This window comes from Brevundimonas sp. FV1ye4L, from assembly GCF_058681255.1.
This window is the reverse complement of record NZ_CM178734.1, coordinates 1,670,010-1,688,160: the sequence shown is the minus strand read 5'-3', so window position 1 is coordinate 1,688,160 and position 18,151 is coordinate 1,670,010. Positions and strand designations below refer to the sequence as shown.

11 protein-coding genes are annotated in these 18,151 nt (G+C 67.0%); 2 read left to right on the top strand and 9 right to left on the bottom strand.

Features of this window, described 5'->3' with window-relative positions:
- Window position 1: 1 nt before the first annotated feature.
- Window positions 2–1,537 carry an MFS transporter gene (locus tag ACW17X_RS08155; RefSeq protein ID WP_492096686.1) on the bottom strand — a complete coding sequence of 512 codons (1,536 nt, stop codon included), beginning with the start codon at window positions 1,535–1,537 and terminating at the stop codon, window positions 2–4.
- Between the two features lie 145 nt (window positions 1,538–1,682).
- Window positions 1,683–3,749, bottom strand: coding sequence for a glycoside hydrolase family 97 protein (locus ACW17X_RS08150; protein WP_492096685.1), 2,067 nt, complete (start codon window positions 3,747–3,749; stop codon window positions 1,683–1,685).
- 103 nt (window positions 3,750–3,852) lie between these two features.
- Here ACW17X_RS08150 and ACW17X_RS08145 point away from each other — a divergent pair, with 103 nt between their 5' ends.
- Entirely contained in the window at window positions 3,853–4,866 is a 1,014-nt protein-coding gene (locus tag ACW17X_RS08145; RefSeq protein WP_492026315.1) for a LacI family DNA-binding transcriptional regulator, read from the top strand.
- Window positions 4,867–4,871: 5 nt separating this feature from the next.
- Here the strand turns inward: ACW17X_RS08145 and ACW17X_RS08140 are convergent, their stop codons facing one another.
- Window positions 4,872–6,512 (bottom strand): alpha-amylase family glycosyl hydrolase, encoded by a 1,641-nt coding sequence (locus ACW17X_RS08140; RefSeq protein WP_492096684.1) that lies wholly within the window; start codon window positions 6,510–6,512, stop codon window positions 4,872–4,874.
- Window positions 6,509–8,317 carry an alpha-amylase family glycosyl hydrolase gene (locus tag ACW17X_RS08135; RefSeq protein WP_492096683.1) on the bottom strand — a complete coding sequence of 603 codons (1,809 nt, stop codon included), beginning with the start codon at window positions 8,315–8,317 and terminating at the stop codon, window positions 6,509–6,511. Before ACW17X_RS08135 ends, ACW17X_RS08140 begins: the two co-directional genes overlap by 4 nt.
- A 283-nt stretch (window positions 8,318–8,600) precedes the next feature.
- Between ACW17X_RS08135 and ACW17X_RS08130 the strand changes: the two genes are divergently transcribed.
- The gene (locus tag ACW17X_RS08130; RefSeq protein WP_492096682.1) at window positions 8,601–11,402 is read left to right on the top strand and encodes a TonB-dependent receptor; all 2,802 of its coding nucleotides are present in this window, start codon (window positions 8,601–8,603) and stop codon (window positions 11,400–11,402) included.
- A 65-nt stretch (window positions 11,403–11,467) separates the two neighbouring features.
- Here the strand turns inward: ACW17X_RS08130 and ACW17X_RS08125 are convergent, their stop codons facing one another.
- From ACW17X_RS08125 to ACW17X_RS08105, 5 genes are all read right to left on the bottom strand, one after another.
- Window positions 11,468–12,682, bottom strand: a complete 1,215-nt coding sequence (locus ACW17X_RS08125; RefSeq protein ID WP_492096681.1) for a M16 family metallopeptidase — start codon at window positions 12,680–12,682, stop codon at window positions 11,468–11,470.
- Window positions 12,683–12,732: 50 nt separating this feature from the next.
- Window positions 12,733–13,443: an SURF1 family protein gene (locus ACW17X_RS08120; RefSeq protein ID WP_492096680.1), complete on the bottom strand. Its 711-nt coding sequence runs from the start codon at window positions 13,441–13,443 to the stop codon at window positions 12,733–12,735.
- Window positions 13,443–13,838, bottom strand: a complete 396-nt coding sequence (locus ACW17X_RS08115; protein ID WP_492096679.1) for a DUF983 domain-containing protein — start codon at window positions 13,836–13,838, stop codon at window positions 13,443–13,445. Before ACW17X_RS08115 ends, ACW17X_RS08120 begins: the two co-directional genes overlap by 1 nt.
- A complete protein-coding gene (locus ACW17X_RS08110; RefSeq protein WP_492096678.1) occupies window positions 13,835–14,743 on the bottom strand; it encodes a cytochrome c oxidase subunit 3 in 909 nt (302 codons plus the stop codon). Before ACW17X_RS08110 ends, ACW17X_RS08115 begins: the two co-directional genes overlap by 4 nt.
- A 311-nt stretch (window positions 14,744–15,054) precedes the next feature.
- Window positions 15,055–18,147 carry an efflux RND transporter permease subunit gene (locus tag ACW17X_RS08105; protein WP_492096677.1) on the bottom strand — a complete coding sequence of 1,031 codons (3,093 nt, stop codon included), beginning with the start codon at window positions 18,145–18,147 and terminating at the stop codon, window positions 15,055–15,057.
- Between the last annotated feature and the right edge of the window lie 4 nt (window positions 18,148–18,151).

The window sequence follows — 18,151 nt, the reverse complement described above, 5'->3', positions numbered from 1 at the left end:
CTCACGGGTTGGGCGTGGGGGAGGGGGAATGTTCGCGCACCAGCAGGGCGCTCGCCGCCGCCAGCACGAAGGAGACGGCGCCGAGCACCAAGGCCCAGATGGCCTGGCCGTCGAACAGGGTCTTCAGGATCAGGCCCAGGACGGTGGCGGCCAACAGTTGCGGCACGACGATGAAGATGTTGAAGACGCCCATATAGACGCCCATCTTCCGATCCGGCACCGCCGCCGACAGGATGGCGTAGGGCATGGAGACGATCGAGGCCCAGGCGAAGCCGACGCCGATCATTGGCAGCCAAAGCAGGCCCGGATCGCGGATGACGAAGACCCCGAACAAGCCCGCCGCGCCCAGCAGCAGCATCAGGGCGTGGGTCGCCTTGCGGCCGATGCGCTTGGCCAGGACCGGCAGGGTGAAGGCCGCCAGGGCCGCCACGCCGTTATAGACCCCGAACAGAACCCCGACCCAGTCGGCCCCGGCGGCATAGGCGGCCGAGGTGGTGTCGCTGGTCCCGTAATGGACACGGGTGACGGCGGCGGTGGTGTAGATCCACATGGCGAACAGGGCGAACCAGCTGAAGAACTGGACGACCGCGAGACCGCGCATCGTCTCGGGCATGCGGAAGATGTCGTTCAGGATTTCGGTCGCCGCGTTGACGATCTGGCGGCGTTGCATCATGCCGACCGCGATCTGCAACAGCCCAAAACCGGCGAAGAAGCCGGCCAGAACCAGCAGCTCCTTCTCCAGGTCCAGCGCGCCGATCAGCACGAAACCCAGCCCGCCCAGGACGGCGCAAACCAGGCCCGACGTCATCCAGCCCTGAACGCTGCGCGCCGGCGCCTCGGGGCCGTCCTCGGCGGGCGCCCCCAGCGCTTCCTGTTTGGCGCGCTCGAAGGCGGCGATCTGTTCGGGGCTGTATTCCCTGGTGCTCAGCACGGTCCACAGCACGGCCGAGAACAGGCCGGCGGCGCCGACATAGAAGGCGATCTTGACCGACAGGGGCACGACGCCCGCCTCGGCCGTCGAGACCACGCCGAACACGTTGGACAGCAGCCACGGCAGGACCGAGGCGAACACCGCGCCCGCCCCGATGAAGAAGCTCTGCATCGCATAGCCGGCGGTGCGTTGTTCTTCTGGCAGATTGTCGCCGACGAAGGCGCGGAACGGCTCCATGGTGATATTGATCGAGGCGTCCATGATCCAAAGCATGGCCGCGGCAAACCACAGGCCGGGGCTGTTGGGCATGGCGATCAGGGCCAGGGTGGTGGCGATGGCGCCGACCAGGAAATAGGGACGCCGACGCCCGAACCGGGTCCAGGTCCGGTCGCTGAAATGGCCGATGATCGGCTGAACCAGGAGGCCGGTCAGCGGCGCGGCGATCCACAGGATGGCCAGGCTGTCGACCTCGGCGCCCAGGGTCTGGAAGATGCGGCTGGTATTGGCGTTCTGCAGGCCGAAGCCGATCTGGATGCCGAAGAAGCCGACGCACATGTTCCAGATCGCCAGGCCGGACAGGCGCGGGCGGTGGGCGACCAGGGTCATGTGGCGCTCCCCCAATCCGTCATCCTCGGGCTTGACCCGAGGACCGGGCGCCGGTCGGGCTGTGCATCGCCCCTTCGCATGAGCGGCTGATCATCCGGTCCTCGGGTCAAGCCCGAGGATGACGGGTTTGAGGGTTGAGGGCCGCTCATCGACGACGGCTCCGTCCCAGCGGCACAAACCGGATCGCCTGGCCGCCGCCGGGCGCGAGCGCCAGGGTCAGAACGTCCGCCGACGTCACCTCGCGCTGCTCGATGACGATGTCCTCGCGCTTGCCGCGATAGTCGGCGTCCGGTCCATCCCGGTAGATCTCGGCGCGATAGCGGCGCCCGTCATCCAGGAAGTCGAGGGGCGCGGTCAGAACACGCGGATGCTCGTCGGTGACGGCGCCCAAGGCCCAGACGTCCGACGCCCGATCCTTGCGCGCGATGGCGACATAGTCGCCGATCTCGGCCGCCAGCACGCGGGTCTCGGCCCAGTCGCAGGGCACGTCCTTGATGAACTGGAAGGGCGCCGGATTGGCCTCGTAGTTGACCAGCAGGTCGGCCGCCATCTGGATGGGGCTGTAGATGACGACATAGAGGGCCAGCTGCTTGGCCCAGGTCGTCTGCACCCCGCCGGGACTGCGCGTCTCCATGCCGAAGATGCCGGGGGTATAGTCCATCGGTCCGGCCAGCAGGCGGGTGAAGACCAGGTTCGGCTCATGCTCGGGCGGATTGCCGGGGTTGCCCCAGGCCGAATACTCCATGCCCCGCTGGCCTTCGCGGCTGATGATGTTCGGATAGGTGCGGCGCAGGCCGGTGTCCTTGAACGGTTCGTGGGCGTTGATCGCCACCTTGTGACGCGCGCCCGCCTCGACGACCTTCATGTGGTGCTGGGCCATCGCCTGGCTCTCGTGCCAGGCCATGACCATCTGGCCGTCCGGTCCGGCGACACGGGCGCCTTGCGCGTCCGCCACATAGCCGGTCTTGACCGAACGGACGCCCATGCGGCCGTACAACTCCATCGCCGCTTCGAGCTGCTGCTCGTAATGGAAGGCGTTGCCGCCGGTCTCGTGGTGGCCGATCAGCTGAACGCCCTTGGAGGCGGCATAGGTCGTGACCCGTTCCAGATCGAAGTCCGGATAGGCTTCGGTGAAGCTGAAGTCCGAACCATTGGCGAACCATTGGCCGTCCCAGCCCTTGTTCCAGCCTTCGACCAGAACCCCGCCGAAGCCGTGCTTGGCCGCGAAGTCGATGTGCTTGATCGTGTTCTCGGTCGTCGCCCCGTGTTTGGGGCCGGAGTTCCAGCTCTTCAGCTCCAGGTGCATCTCCCACCAGACGCCGACGTACTTCATCGGCTTGAACCACGACACGTCGCCCAGCTTGTTGGGTTCGTTCAGGTTCAGGATCAGGCTCGACTCGATCAGGCCGGCCGCTGTGTCCGACACCTGCAGCGTCCGCCAAGGCGTATGGAACGGCGCCTCGCGCACCACGGCGGCGCTGGTCAGGCCCGGCGTCAGCTGGGCGCGGAACTTCGTCTCCTCCGACCGGCGCAGGTTCATCCCGGCGTAGTCGATGCAGGCGGCTTCGTGGATCGAGACGTGCAGCCCCGACTGGCCCTTGACGGTCATCGGTGTCTGGGCGCTGCCGACCGCGCTGATCGGCGTGCGGCTGTAGAGGTATTCCTCGCGGTTCCATTCCCAGGCCGGGCACCAGATCGCCTCGCCGTCCTCGGCCAGGTTGAACTCGGTGATCTCCGAACCGATGCGGACCGTCTTCAGCGCGGCCTGGTCCGGGAACTCGTAGCGGAAGCCCAGGCCGTCGTCATACAGGCGGAACACCACGTCCACGCGGCGTTGCAGGCCGGCGGTCTCGGCGTAGCTGACCCGCCATTCGTTGTAGTGGTTGTGGATGAAGCGGCGCTCGCCCCACGGCTGTTCCCAGGTCTCGTCCACCGTCACGGGCTGGCCGGCGGTGATCGCCAGGCCGCGTTCCAACGCCGGGGCGTCGGTCAGCAGGAAGCCCAGCTTCGACGGGGCGACGACCATCCGGCCCTGACGCAGGACGGCGTACATCGGCCGGCCGTCGTTGTCGGTGAAGGCCTCGACCGTCAGGACGCCGCCGGGCGAGCTGGCGCGGGCATGGGTCGGCGTGGTCTGGGCGCGAACGCCCGTCGCTCCAAAGGCCAGGATCGAGGCGCCGCCAAGGGCCAGGAAGGATCTGCGCTGCATCATGGGAACTCCGTTACGCCGCCTCTTGCCAACCGCCGCGAACGGTGGCTGAAATGTTTGCAGAAAAATTTGCAGTCAGAACAGACTGTGCTGGGGACCCGCGACCTTGAGCCGCAAGACCACTCGACTTGAAGACATCGCGCGCCTGGCCGGCGTGTCGGTCGCCACCACCTCGCGCGCGCTGAACGACAGCCCCGCGGTCAACGACCGCACCAAACAACTGATCTGGAAGCTGGCGAAGGAGCACGACTACCCGTTCCGCCGCTACATGCCCGCCGGACCGATCGGGGCCCAGGGCACGATCGCCCTGGTGACGCCGCGACCTCAGGGGCGGGAGGGCCGGATCTCCGACCCCTTCTTCCTGGAGCTGCTGGCCGGGGTGGGCGAGGCGGCGCGCGAACGCGGCTGCGACCTGCTGATGAGCCACATATCCCCCGCCACGTATGACGAGCTGGCGGCGGCGATGAACACCAGCCGAGCCGACGGGGTGATCTTCCTGGGCCAGTCCAGCCTGCACGCCGCCTTCAACCGGCTGGCTGCTGGGGATTACCGGTTCGTGGTCTGGGGCGCCGATCTGCCGGAACAGGACTATTGCTCCATCGGCTCCGACAACTTCTCCGGCGGTCGCCGCGCGACTTCGCACCTGGCGCGGCTGGGGCGCACGCGGATCGTGTTCTTGGGCGACCTCGATCCGCCCGAGGCGATGCAGAGACACCGGGGCTATCTGGAGGCGCTGGAGACGGCGGGTCTGTCGGTGGACGCCGAACTGATCGTCCCCGCCCATTTCGAGGTCGAGTCCGCCGAGGCGGCCGTAGACGCCCTGGTTCGCCGGGGCGTGCGGTTCGACGGCGTGGTGGCGGCCTCCGACCAGATCGCCCTGGGCGCGGTGCGCGCGCTGGAACACGCCGGCCTGACCGTGCCCGGCGACGTCTCGGTGATCGGCTTCGATAATGTGCCCTTCAGCCGCTACTCGCGCCCGGCCCTTTCGACCATCGCCCAGGACACGATGAAGGCCGGCCGGCTGATGGTGTCCAAGCTGCTGGATCACGGGGGCGCGACCGCCGGTCGGTCGGAACGCGTTCCCACCGATCTGATCGTTCGCGAGACCTGTGGCGGCTGATCGGCTCATGCCAGTCTGAAGACCCGTCCGGCGAGCGGGGGCAGGGCGGAACCGTCGGCCTCAGTCCAGTTGATCGCCTCGACCCGCGTCGCATCAACGGGCGGACGCCAATCAACCGGGTCGTGGCCCAGGTTGAAGACGCACAGCAGCTTCTCCCCGTCGCCGCCGCGCTCCTGTCGTTCGAACACCAGCAGGTCCGAGGTCTCGATCGGCGTCATCCCGCCGTAGCGCAGGGCCGCATGCTGATGACGCAGCCGGATCATCCGGCGCGCCACCTGCAGGGTCGAGGCCGGATCGGCCTCCTGCGCGTCCACCGCCAGCGGCAGGTGGCGGGCATCGACCGGCAGCCAGGGCTCGACGGTGGAGAAGCCGGCGTTGGCCTGATCCGCATGCCAGGGCATGGGGGTGCGGGCGCCGTCGCGGCCCAGGGTCTCGGGCCAGTTGGCGATGGCCTCGGGATCGACCAGCCGTTCGAACGGCACCTCGGCCTGGGGCAGGCCCAGTTCCTCGCCCTGATAGACGAAGACATTGCCGCGCAGGCAGACCAGCAGCAGCAGGGCCATCTCGGCGAAGGCCTTGCGGTCCCGGCCCTGGGCCCAGCGTGACACGGCGCGCGGCGCGTCATGGTTCGAGAAGGTCCAGGACGGCCAGCCCTCGCCCTGCTGATCCGGCCACATGGTCTCGCCCTGGGCCACCAGTTCGCTCTTCAGCGTGTCGGCGTACAGATACAGGAAGCCATAGGCCGAGTGCAGGCGGTCCGCCCCGGCGGTGTATTCCTTCATCTCCCGATCCGCGTGGTCGCCGCCCACCTCCGCGACCGTGAACCGGCCCTCGTAGCTGTCGGTCAGGGCGCGGATCCGGTTCAGGAAGCCGATGATCTCCGGCTGGCTCTGATTGTTGATCTTGTCCTGGAAGTCGAACGGGCGGGTGCGTTTCTTGCCGTCGTTGATCGGCGGATTGTCGGTCAGCTTCAGGTCGTGGATGGAGAAGTTGATGGCGTCCAGCCGGAACCCGTCCACCCCCCGGTCCAGCCAAAACCGCGCCGCCGCGATCAGGGCGTCCTGCACCTCGGGGTTCCGCACGTTCAACTGCGGCTGGGAGGCCAGGAAGTTGTGCATATAGTACTGGCCGCGCCGGGCGTTCCAGGTCCAGGCCGGACCGCCGAACACCGACTGCCAGTTCGACGGCGGCGATCCGTCCGGCTTGGCGTCAGCCCAGACGTACCAGTCGGCGTGCGGCCCGCTGCGCGACGCGCGGCTGTCCAGGAACCAGGGGTGTTCGTCCGAGGTGTGCGAAAAGACCTGGTCGATCACCACCTTCAGACCCAACGCGTGGGCGCGGGCCACCAGGGCGTCGAAATCGGCCAGGGTCCCGAAGATCGGATCGACGTCGCAATAGTCGGCGACGTCATAGCCGAAATCCTTCATCGGCGAGGTGAAGAAGGGCGACAGCCAGATCCCGTCCACGCCCAGCGAGGCGACATGGTCCAGATGCTCGGTGATCCCCTTCAGGTCGCCGACGCCGTCGTCGTTCGCGTCGGCGAAGCTGCGCGGATAGATCTGGTACAGCACCGCACCCCGCCACCATTCAGTGTGGGCGGTCGCCGGCTGGGCGGCGGTCGCGAGGTCGAGGGTGTGGGCGTTCACTTGGGCGTGCTCTTGCAGATCAGATAGTCGAGAGGGGCGATGCGGACGGCGTAGCTGGCCGGCGCCGAAGCCTGGGCCGCACAGTCGCCGCGAACAGCTTGCCACCGCAGCGATGCGGGCTCCACCTCAACCTGTGCGGTGACGGCGGCGGTCGAGGTGTTGAACAGAACCAGGGTCTCTCCGCCGGCCTCGTCGAGGCGGGACACGGCGAACAGGCCCGGCGTGTCGCCGGCGGCGCGGACGACCTGACGGCCGTGGCGCAGCGCCGGTTCCGCAGCGCGGATCCGGGCCATTTCGGCGATGGCCGTATAGAGGGGCGCTTCAGTCGAATAGGCGGGCTGGCGACCGCCGATGGGCTGCTCCGCCGCATAGACGGCGGTCTGGCTGGCGAACATGTCCTGGCGCGAGTTTCCGTAACCGCCGGCGCCGGCGAAGCCCTGTTCGTCACCGTAATAGAGGGTCGGCACGCCGCGGCTGAACATCATCAGGGCGTGGGCGAGTTTCACCCGGGCCAGGATCTCGGCCTCATCGGCGTCCGGATTGGCCTGTTTCACGAAGAAGCCGACGCGGCCCATGTCGTGGTTGCCCAGGAAGGTCGGCAGGATGGCGGCGGTGTCCGCCCCCTTGGCGTAGATCGCGTCGGCGGCGAACAGCTTGGCCAGGGTGTCGGTCCCCGACTTGCCCGAGGCGACGTCCACCGCCGTCTTCTGGAACGGGAAATCCAGCACGGCCGGATAGGCGTCCGCCCGCGTGAACCGCGCCGTGACCGCCGGGTCATGGTCATAGACCTCGCCGAAGATGTGGAAGTTCGGGATGCCCTTGGCCCGCGCCCGCTCCAGCATGGCGGGGATGAAGGCCTGCCAGAACTCGGGGTTCACGTGGCGGGCGGTGTCGATGCGGTAGCCGTCGATCCCGTACTTGTCGATCCAGCCGCCGAAGATGTCGATCATGCCCTGGATCACGACCGGATCCTCGGTCAGCAGATCGTCCAGGCCGGCGAAATCCCCGTCCAGCGAGCTTTCGCCGGCGAAGGTGCTGTCGCCCCGGTTATGATAGTGGATCGGGTCGTTCAGCCAGGCCGGAACCTTGGCCTTCTCCTCGCCCGCCGGAACATAAGGCGTATAGGCGTAGTCGGGCCGGGTCAGGCGCGAGAAGTCCCGCCCGTCGAAACCCTCGTTTATCGCCGCTCCGTCCAGCCCGCCGAGACGGGTGTAAGGATAGTCGGCCCGGCTGCGGTATTCGCACGGCCGGTCGGGGCATTCGCGATAACGGATCACGTCGGCCGTGTGATTGGCGACGATGTCCAGATAGACCTTCATGCCCCGCGCATGGGCCGCATCGACCAGGGCGTGCATCGCCGCCTCGTCGCCGAAATGCGGATCGACGGCGGTGAAGTCGGTGATCCAATAGCCGTGGTGCGCCGCGCCGGTGTAGTTCCCGTGCGTCTGGACCGGCTTGTTCTTGAAGATGGGCGCCAGCCAGACCGCCGTCGCGCCGAGGCCCTGGATATAGTCCAGCCGCTGGGTCACGCCGGCCAGATCGCCGCCGTGATAGAAGTCGGTGTCGGACGGATCAAAGCCGCTCTTCAGCCGCTCGGGCGCATAGCCCCCGTGGTCGTTCGACGGATCGCCGTTGGCGAAACGGTCGGGCAGCAGGAAATAGATGACCTCGTCCTGGGGCGGGCGCTGACGCAGCGCGGTCAGGGCGTCCGACGCCTGAACCGGCAGGGGAGAGGTCGAGGCCAGCAGGGCGGCAGCCATCATCATGGCGCGCTTCGGCGTCTTCCACAGTCGGTTGAGCGTCATCCTGTCGTCCTCCTGTCCGGAAAGTGCAAAGCCTTCCAGATCGATTTGCAAGATTTTGCAGTCGCGGCGCGATGTGTCAACGCGCATTACAATGCTGCGTCGCAGCATAGATAGGGCAGGAACAGGCGAAATAAGGGCAAATACGGGGTAAACGCCAAGCTTGAGGTGCGGCAAAAATGAGCCGCAGAGATTAACTGCTTGCAAGAATGACAAATGTTTGCATATTTTTGCGAAGGCTTCGGTTGCGACATTCAGAATCGCGACAGCCTCAGGGAGGATGACCATGTCTCAACGTCTTAACCGGCGCGTGCGCCTGATGTCGGGCGCCGCATTCGGCGCCGCCATGCTGATGGCCGTCAGCAGCGTTCACGCCCAAACCGCCGCCCCGGCCGACGACCAGGCCGCCGAAGTCGGCGAAATCGTCGTCACCGGCATCCGCCGCTCGATCGAGGCCTCGATTTCGGCCAAGGCCAACAACACCTCGATCGTCGAGGTCATTTCGGCCGAAGACATCGGCAAGCTGCCGGACGTCTCCATCGCCGAATCCCTGGCCCGCCTGCCGGGCGTGACCATGCAGCGCCTGGACGGCCGCAGCCAGCAGATCTCCATCCGCGGCCTGGGCCCGGACTTCACCACCGCCCTGCTGAACGGACGCGAACTGGTCACCACCGGCGACAACCGCGGCGTTGAGTTCGACCAATTCCCGTCGGAACTGCTGGGCAGCGTGGTCGTCTACAAGACCCCGGATTCGGCCCTGGTCGGCCAGGGCCTGGCCGGCACCGTCGACCTGCGCACCGTCCGCCCGCTGGCCTACGGCCGCCAGGCCATCGCCGTGAACTATCGTCACGAGTGGAACGACATCGGCGCCCTGAACTCCGGCACGACCGACAGCGGCGACCGCTACACGATTTCCTACATCGACCAGTTCATGGACGGGACCCTGGGCGTCGCCCTGGGTTACGCTCACATGAGCTCGCCGTATCAGTCGGAGCGGTTCAACGCCTGGGGCTATCCGAACTACAGCGACGGCAATCTGCTGACCGGCGGCGTCAAACCCTATGTCATGTCGTCGGAGCTGGAGCGCGACGGCTATATGGGCGTGCTTGAATGGCGCCCGAACGATCGTATCCATTCGACGATCGACGCCTTCTATTCCGAGTTCAAGAACACCCAGGTCCTGCGCGGCATCGAATTCCCGCTGGCCTGGGGCGGTTCGGCTGAGGCTGCGTCGGGCGCCTGCGCCGCGGGCGGCAATGTTCAAAGCGCCGTCTGCCGTCCTGGCCCGTCTCTGCGCCCCGGCTATACGGTCGAGGACGGCCTGATCGTCGCCGGCACCTGGGACAACATCAAGGGCGTCGTCCGCAACGACCTGAACAAGCGTGACAGCAACATCACGGCCCTGGGCTGGAACACCGAGTTCGTCGCCAACGACGACTGGACCCTGGCGCTCGACGTCAACTATTCGAAGGTCGAGCGGAACGACATCATCCTCGAGACCAACGCCGGCACCGGCCGTAACATCAACGGCGCGCTGGACACCCTCGGCTTCGAACTGACCGATGACGGCGTCACCCGCTTCACCAGCCAGCTCGACTACGCCGACCCGACCCTGATCCGCATCACCTCAGCCCAGGGCTGGGGCAGCGACGTCATCACGGGCGGCCAGGTCGGCTATATGAACACCCCGTCCATCGAGGACGAGATCAAGGCGGTGCGCCTGACCGCGAACCGCCAACTGCACCAGAGCCCGTTCAAGTCGATCGACTTCGGCTTCAACTACTCCGAGCGGAACAAGACCTTCGTCAACGACCAGTATTACATCGGCGTCCCCGGTGGCGGCGATCTGTTCGTGCCGTCGGAGTATCTGCTGGACCCGACCGACCTGGGCTACCTCGGCATCTCGCAGGTGCTCAGCTATGACGCCCTCGGCCTGGTCAACAGCGGCCTGCTGGACCTAGTCCGCAACCCCAACGCCGACGTCGCCGCCGGCAACTGGGAAGTCACGGAAAAGGTCTCGACCGCCTATGTCCGCGCCAACATCGACCACTCTCTGTTCGGCCTGCCGCTGACCGGCAATGTCGGCATGCAGTTCGTCTACACCGATCAGCAGGGGCAAGGCTTCGAGGCCCAGCAGATCAGCCAGGGCGTGGCCGCCGTCGCCGAACTCACCGGCGGCGCGGAATATCTGGAAATCCTGCCCAGCTCGAACTTCATCCTGGAGGTCGGCGACGACATGTTCGCCCGCTTCGCCGTGGCCCGCACTCTGGCGCGCCCGCGCATGGACGACATGCGCGCCTCGCGGAACTTCTCGTTCAACGCGGGCAACAACAACGCAAACGCGACGCCGACCCAGAACTCGCCGTGGGGCGGCGGCGGCGGAAATCCCGAGCTGAAGCCCTTCATCGCCGATGTGGTCGACGTCTCGTTCGAGAAGTACTTCGCCAACCGCAAGGGCTATGTCTCGCTGGCGGCCTTCTACAAGAACCTCGAAAGCTACGTCTACACGCGTAGCGTGCTGTTCGATTTCACCGGCTATCCGACCGGCGGCGTCACGCCCGTGATCAATGAGGGTGTTCTCACGACGCCTGAAAACGGCGACGGCGGCTGGATCAAGGGTCTGGAATTCTCGGTCTCCGCGCCATTTGATATCTTCCACCCGGCGCTGGAAGGCTTCGGCGGCTTGTTCAGCGCCTCGCAGACGGACAGCGAGGTCCAGCCGGATCCCGCCAACCCGCCCACCACCCTGCCGGGCCTGTCGGAAACGGTCATGAACGGCACGCTCTACTATGAACGCTACGGCTTCCAGGGCCGCGTCTCGGCCCGTTACCGTTCGGACTTCCTGGGCGAGGTCGCCGGCTTCGGCAACGGCCGGACCCTGCGTTCGGTGGCCGAGGAAACCGTCGTCGACGCCCAGGTCGGCTATGAGTTCCAGTCCGGCCCGCTGGAAGGCCTGTCGATCCTGGCGCAGGTCAACAACCTGACCGATGAACCGTTCAAGACCTTCCAGAACGGCGATGACCGTCAGACCATCGATTATCAGAGCTATGGCCGGACCTTCGCGGTGGGCATGAACTACCGCTTCTGATTTCTCCCCTGAGCAAACTTGGGCCGCTTCGGAAAAGAGGCGGCCCTTTCTTTTGGGGCTGGGAGCTACCCCCCGAACAGCCCCGCCGCAAACGCCTCGCCCGCCGGAGCCGCCGACTTGGGCCCCAGCACGGCGCTGGCCGCCCGGCCGCCCGCCAGCATCCGCGCACCGACCGCCCGCACGTCCTCGACCGTCTGGCCTTCCAGCTGTTCGGTCATCGACAGGCTGGACCGGGGCGCGCCGAAGATCAGGGTCTGGGCCGCGTTGCGTCCCGCCCGGCTCATCGGATTCTCGTCCGACATCCACAGGCCCGCCTTCATCACCGCCTTGGCCCGCGACAGCTCCTTCTCGGTCGGCCCCGTCTCGGCCAGGGCCCGCACCTCGCCCGCCGCCACCTGGGCCAGTTCTTTCGCCCGGTCCGCCGCCGCGCCGGCGTAGATGCCCAGCACCCCCGTATCTTCATACGGCTCCTGATAGGCGTCGATGGCGTAGGCTAGGCCCCGCTCCTCGCGCGCGCTCTGGAACAGGCGCGAGGCCATGCCCCCGCCCAGGATCTCGCCGAACAACCGCATCGACGACAGGGCCGGGTCGGTCGCCGACAGGGCCGGCAGCTGGAACACCAGATTGGCCTGTTCGATCTTGCGCGTCAGGGCCGCATGCCCGCCGACAAACAGGGCCGGCGCCGGCGCCTCGACGGGGGTCGCCGCCGCCGCGCCGAACCAACGCTCGGCCAGGGCCAGCAGTTCGCCCTCCTCGACCGCGCCGGAGACCGACACCACCATCCGGTCGGGCGAATACAACCGCGCCCGCCAGGCCTCGACCGTCGCCTTGTCCGCCGGTTTCAGGCTGGCGACCGAGCCCAGGATCGGCCGGCCCAGCGGCTGGCCGGCGAAGGCGCGCGTCTGGACCATCTCGAACACATGGTCGTCGGGCGTGTCGAAGGCCTCGGCGATCTCCTGGGCCACCACGTCCTTTTCCCGCTCGATCTCGGCGGGGTCGAGCGTGGGCCGGAACACCAGGTCCGACAGCACCTGCATCGCCAGCGGCAGCGACCCGTCCAGGCCCCGCACCTCGAAACTGGTCCGCTCATAGCCGGTGGAGGCGTTGATCGTGCCGCCCTCGGCCTCGATCCGTTCGACGATCTCGCGCGCGGCCATGTCGCCGGCGCCCTTGAACACCAGATGCTCCAGCAGGTGCGACCAGCCGGAACGATCCTCCGCCTCCCACCGCGCCCCGCCCTTGACGGTGACGACGACGGCCAAGGTCTTCAGGCCGGGCATGGGGTCGCAGATGACGCGAACGCCGTTGGACAGGGTGTGCAGGGAAGCCGTCAGGGGATGTCTTTCTTGGTTCGACGTCGAAGCAGGGCCACATAGAAGCCCGCCAGGGCAATCGCCAGCCCGAACCACGTCAGGGCGTAACCGAAATGATTGTTGGAAAAGGCCGCCGGCGGCGCGGACGGCCGAAGGGCCGCGAACTCGGGATTGGTCGGGCTGATTGCGAACACCGCCTCGGGCCTCACGGGCCCCTGAACCTTCAGGGCCTCGGCCATGGCCGCCGTGTCGCGGCCGTAGAAGCGGCCGTTCGCCGGCGCCGGCGTCATGCCGCTGGGCGGATCGAAACTGCGGAACTCCCCGATCAGCACCAGCGGCAGGCTGGTCTCGATCACGCGCGGCCGGTCGTTCACTCCGTCGGCGATGAAGCCCCGGTCGATCAGCAGGCTGAACTCCGCCCCCGCCGGCTTGCACGCCGAGATCAGCCGCACCCCCGCCTCGCCGTCATGGATCGACTGCAGCTCGACATAGGGGGCGGTGGCCAGACCCGGACAGACGATCAACGCCTTCCTGAACTCCAGATCGCCCTCGTCCTGATTGGGGCCCAGCACCTGATCCAGCGGCGCAGGCGACTTGGCCGCCGCCGCCTCGGACGCCGCGATCAGCCCCTCTTTCCACTTCAGCCGCTCGACCTGCCACAGGCCCAGCCCGATCAGCAGCGCCAGAGCCGCGACCGTCAGAACGGTCAGTATCCAGGGAAACCGCATCACGTCTGGTTCCTGTACTGCAGGCCGATCATCAGCCCCCGCCCCGGCCGCATCAGCGCCAGCGACAGGCCCACCACCAGCGGCAGCCAGACAATCAGGTGCAGCCACATCGGCGGATGGAATTTGATCTCGACCACCAGGGCCGAAAACCCGACCACAAAGCCCGCGATCTGCATGATGAAACTGGCCGGCCCGTCGCCGGTCTGGATGGTGGTGTAGTCCAGGCCGCAGGCTTCGCACTCCGTCCGCACCTTCAGAAAGCCGGCGAACAGCCGCCCCTGACCACAGCGCGGGCACCGCCCCTTTACGCCCGCCCGCACAGCGGAAACGGCGACGGCGGGAGACGATCCCTCGTCCCCCGCCGCCGCAATCTTGTCCGTGGTGTCCGGGATCAACCGAAGACGACGTAGACGAAGGCGAACAGGAACAGCCAGACCACGTCCACGAAATGCCAGTACCAGGCCGCCGCCTCGAAGCCGAAATGCTTCTGCGGGGTGAAGTCCCCGGCCAGCAGGCGGATCAGGCAGACCGCCAGGAAGATGGTGCCGATCAGGACGTGGAAGCCGTGGAAGCCCGTCGCCATGAAGAAGATCGACCCATACAGGCCCGAGTTGATCGCTTCCTCGTTGAAGAACAGGTGCTCGTGCAGGATGTGCTGATATTCGTAGACCTGAACGCAGGTGAAGAAGACGCCCAGGATCACGGTGATGACCAGGGCGATCTTGGCGCCCTTGCGGTCGCCGACCTGGATCGCGTGGTGGGCCCAGGTCACGGTGCAGCCGCTCAGCAGCAGGGTCACGGTGTTCAGCAGCGGCAGCTGCCAGGGCGACAGCACCTCGACCCCTTGCGGCGGCCAGGTGGACCAGGCCTTGGCCGTATCCGCCCAGGTTCCGACTTCCGGCGTCAACGCCCGCGATTCATGGAACAGGGCCATGTCGAAGAACATCCAGAAGAAGGCGACGAAGAACATCACCTCCGACGCGATGAACAGGATCATGCCGTAGCGCAGGCCGATGGACACGACCGGCGTATGATCGCCCGCCTTGGATTCCTTGATCACGTCCGACCACCAGCCGAAGGCCGAGATCAGCACCCCCGCCAGACCGGCGAAGAAGACTCCCTGCCGACCCTCGGCCAGGAAGTTGGCGGCGATCGGCCCGTTCTCGGCCGGGGCCAGCCCCTTCATCCAGATCACGGCGCCGATGAACATGATGGTCGCCGCGATGGAGGACAGCAGCGGCCACGGGCTGGGCGGCACGAGGTGATAGTCGTGGTGCGGAGCGGCGTGCGCGTCGGCCATGCGTTTCATCTCTATAATTAGGCTGGCGATGAACTCGCCTTATCCGCCAGCTATAACCGCGGCTTTTGCGTCGCGCCAGTGCGTCGCCGTGTTTCCGCCGCGATCTCCGTCCCTCCAAAAATCCGTCACCCTTGTCTGCTGACGGCGTCGTCTGATTGTCCAGGTTGATGGCGCACCGGCCGCCCTTGGTCCTTTCAGACCGTGCTTGAGCCCGGGGGCGCCGCCCCCCTTCATAAACCAGCCCGAACGGTCGCCGGGACCGATGTCGGCGCCGCGCCGTCAGGACAAGGAGACGGATTTACGGGAACCCACTACTCCACCAACGGCCCCTGCCTCGGCTGGGCCAGTTCCCGCTGTCCCGCCGTCGACCGGCGCAGGATGCGCCGCGCCCACTTGGCCACATCGTCGATGATGGTGAAGATGGCGGGGATATAGAGCAGGGACAGGAAGGTCGAGGAGATCAGCCCCCCCAGCACCGCAATCGCCATCGGCGAGCGGAACTGGACGTCGGCCCCGATCCCCATGGCGATCGGCACCATGCCCGCGCCCATGGCGAAGGTGGTCATCAGGATGGGCCGGGCGCGCTTGTGCGCCGCATCCATGATGGCTTCGTATCGCGGCATCCCCTCCTTCTCGGCCATGATGACATAGTCGACCAGCAGGATGGAGTTCTTGGCCGCGATCCCCATCAGCATCAGCACTCCGATCAGGGCCGACATGGAGAAGTTGGCGCCGCCGATGGCCAGGGCGATGAAGGCGCCGCCGATGGCCAGGGGCAGGGCCGCCATGATGGTGATCGGATAGGCGAAGCTTTTGAACAGCAGGGTCAGCACCGCATACATCAGCAGAATGCCCGAGGCGAAGGCGATGCCGAAACCGGTCAGCATCTCCTGGATGAACTCGGCGTCGCCGGCCGGCACCTGACGCACGCCGGCGGGCAGGTTCTGAACCGAGGGCAGGCGGTTGACCGCCACGCCGGCCGCGCCCGTGGTGATGCCGTCCAGTTCGGCGCTGATCGAGGCGATGCGCGACCGGTCTTGGCGGGTGACGGTGGCCGGACCGGCGCCGAACTCGATGTCGGCGACGGCGCTCAGCGGCACCGAGGCGCCGTTGTTGCCGGGCACGCGCAGGGTCTCCAGCACGCTCAGGTCCTCGCGGGCTTCCTCGGTCAACTGCAGCCGGATCGGGATCTGGCGGTCGCCCAGATTATATTTGGGCAGGTTCTGATCGACGTCGCCGATGGTGGCGACCCGCACCGCCTGCGAGATGGCGCCGGCCGAAACCCCGGCCAGGGCGGCCTCGTCCGCGCGCGGCGTGACCAGGATTTCCGGGCGGGCGATGGCGGCCGAGTTGACGACGTTGGCCAGGCCCGGGACGCCGCGCATCTCCTCCTCCACCTTGCGCGCGGCTGCGGTCAGGGCCTCAGGATTGTCGCTCAGAATTGAGAAGGTGTAGGTCGTGCCGTCGCCCGGCCCGCCCCCTTGTTGAGCGATGCCGGCGCGGATGCGGGCGCCGGGGATCTGTTTCATCTCGTCGACCATGACCCGCGCAAAGGCCTGCTGGCTCAGTTCGCGGTCGCCCTTGGGCACCATGTCGGCGTAGATGTTGGCCTGGGTCACGTCCTGGCCGCCGATGGCGGCATAGACCGAGGTGACCTCGGGGCGGGCCTCCAGCTTGCGGGTGATCTGCTGCACCACGGCGTCGGTCTGGCGCAGGGTCGAACCCGGCGGCAGCTCGACCTGGAAGGCCGCGCGGGCCGTGTCGCCGGGCGACATGAACTCGAACGACATCTTGGCCACGATCGAGGTTCCGATCGACCCGACCAGGAACAGGATGCCGATGATGAAGACCTTCCAGCGATTGCCCAGGCACCAGCGCAGGGCCTTCAGATAGCCGCTCATCCAGAAGGGATCGCGATCCTCATGGTGGGTGTGTTTCAGGATGAAGGCCGCCATCAGCGGCGTCAGGGTCCGCGCCACCAACAGTGAGAAGGCCACGGAGACGCAGGCCGCCAGGGCGAAGGCCTTGAAGAACTGGCCGATGATGCCCGGCATGAAGCCGACCGGCGCAAAGACGGCGATGATGGTGGCCGTGGTGGCCACGACCGCCAGGCCGATCTCGTCCGCCGCCTCCAGCGAGGCGTCATAGGGCGGCTTGCCGTCGCGCATGTGGCGGACGATGTTCTCGATCTCCACGATGGCGTCGTCGACCAGGATGCCGATGGTCAGGGACAGGGCCAGCAGGGTGACGACGTTCAGCGACTGGTCCAGCGGGCCCAGGATGGCGAAGGTCGGGATCAGCGACATCGGCATGGCCGTCGCCGCGATCAGGGTGGCGCGCCAGTCGCGCAGGAAGATGAAGACGATAATGACGGCCAGGACGGCGCCCAGCAGCAGGGCCTCCAGCGAGGCCAGATAGCTCTCTTCGATCTCCTCGACGCTGGCCGTGACCTGACTGATGGTCAGCTCGGGATGGGCCTCGTCGATCTTCTGGACCTCTTCGCGGACCCGTTCCGCGACCTTGACTTCGGACGCAGTGCGCGAGCGCAGGAAGTTGAAGGTTACGGCCTCCTGGCCGTTGTAGCGGGCCAGGCGACGCGGTTCGCTCCACTTGTCCTCGACCGTGCCGAGGTTATCCAGGCGCACGGTCTTGCCGTCGCCCAGCGGCACCAGGGTCTCGCGCAACTGTGCGACCGAGGTGGCGGCGCCCAGGGTGCGGACGGCGCGCTCGGACCCGGCGATGGTGACGCGGCCGCCGGGCAGGTTGTTGTTGACGTTGTTCAGCGCCTGGCTGACCTCGGCCGCGGTGACGCCGTAGGCCGACAGCCGTTGCGGATCCAGCTCCACCCGGATCTCGCGATCCACGCCGCCTGACCGGTTGACCTCGCCCACGCCGCCCAGGGCCAGCAGGGCCCGGCTCATCTCGTTGTCGATGAACCAGCTGATCTCTTCCGGCGTCATGGTCGGCGACCGGACCACATAGGTGATCAGGGCGTCGCCGGTGATGTCGATGCGCTGGACCGCCGGCTCCTGCATGTCCTGGGGCAGGCTGGCGCGCAGGCCGGTCATGGCGTTGCGCACGTCATTGGTCGCGCGGTCGGTGTCCGTGCCCAGTTCGAACTCGATCACCGTCGTCGAGACGCCGTCGCTGATGTTCGAGGTGATGTGGCGCACGCCCGACAGGCCGGCCAGCGAGTCCTCGATCAGCCGCGTGACCTGGACCTCCATTTCCGCCGGCGCCGAGCCGGGGCGGGCGGCGGTGACATTGACCAGCGGGAAGTCGATGTCAGGGTTCTGATTGATCCGCATCCCCATGAAGCCGACCACGCCGCCGAGCGTCAGCAGCAGGAACAGCAGGATGATCGGAATCGGGTTCTTGATCGCCCAGGACGACATCTGGTTCATCGGT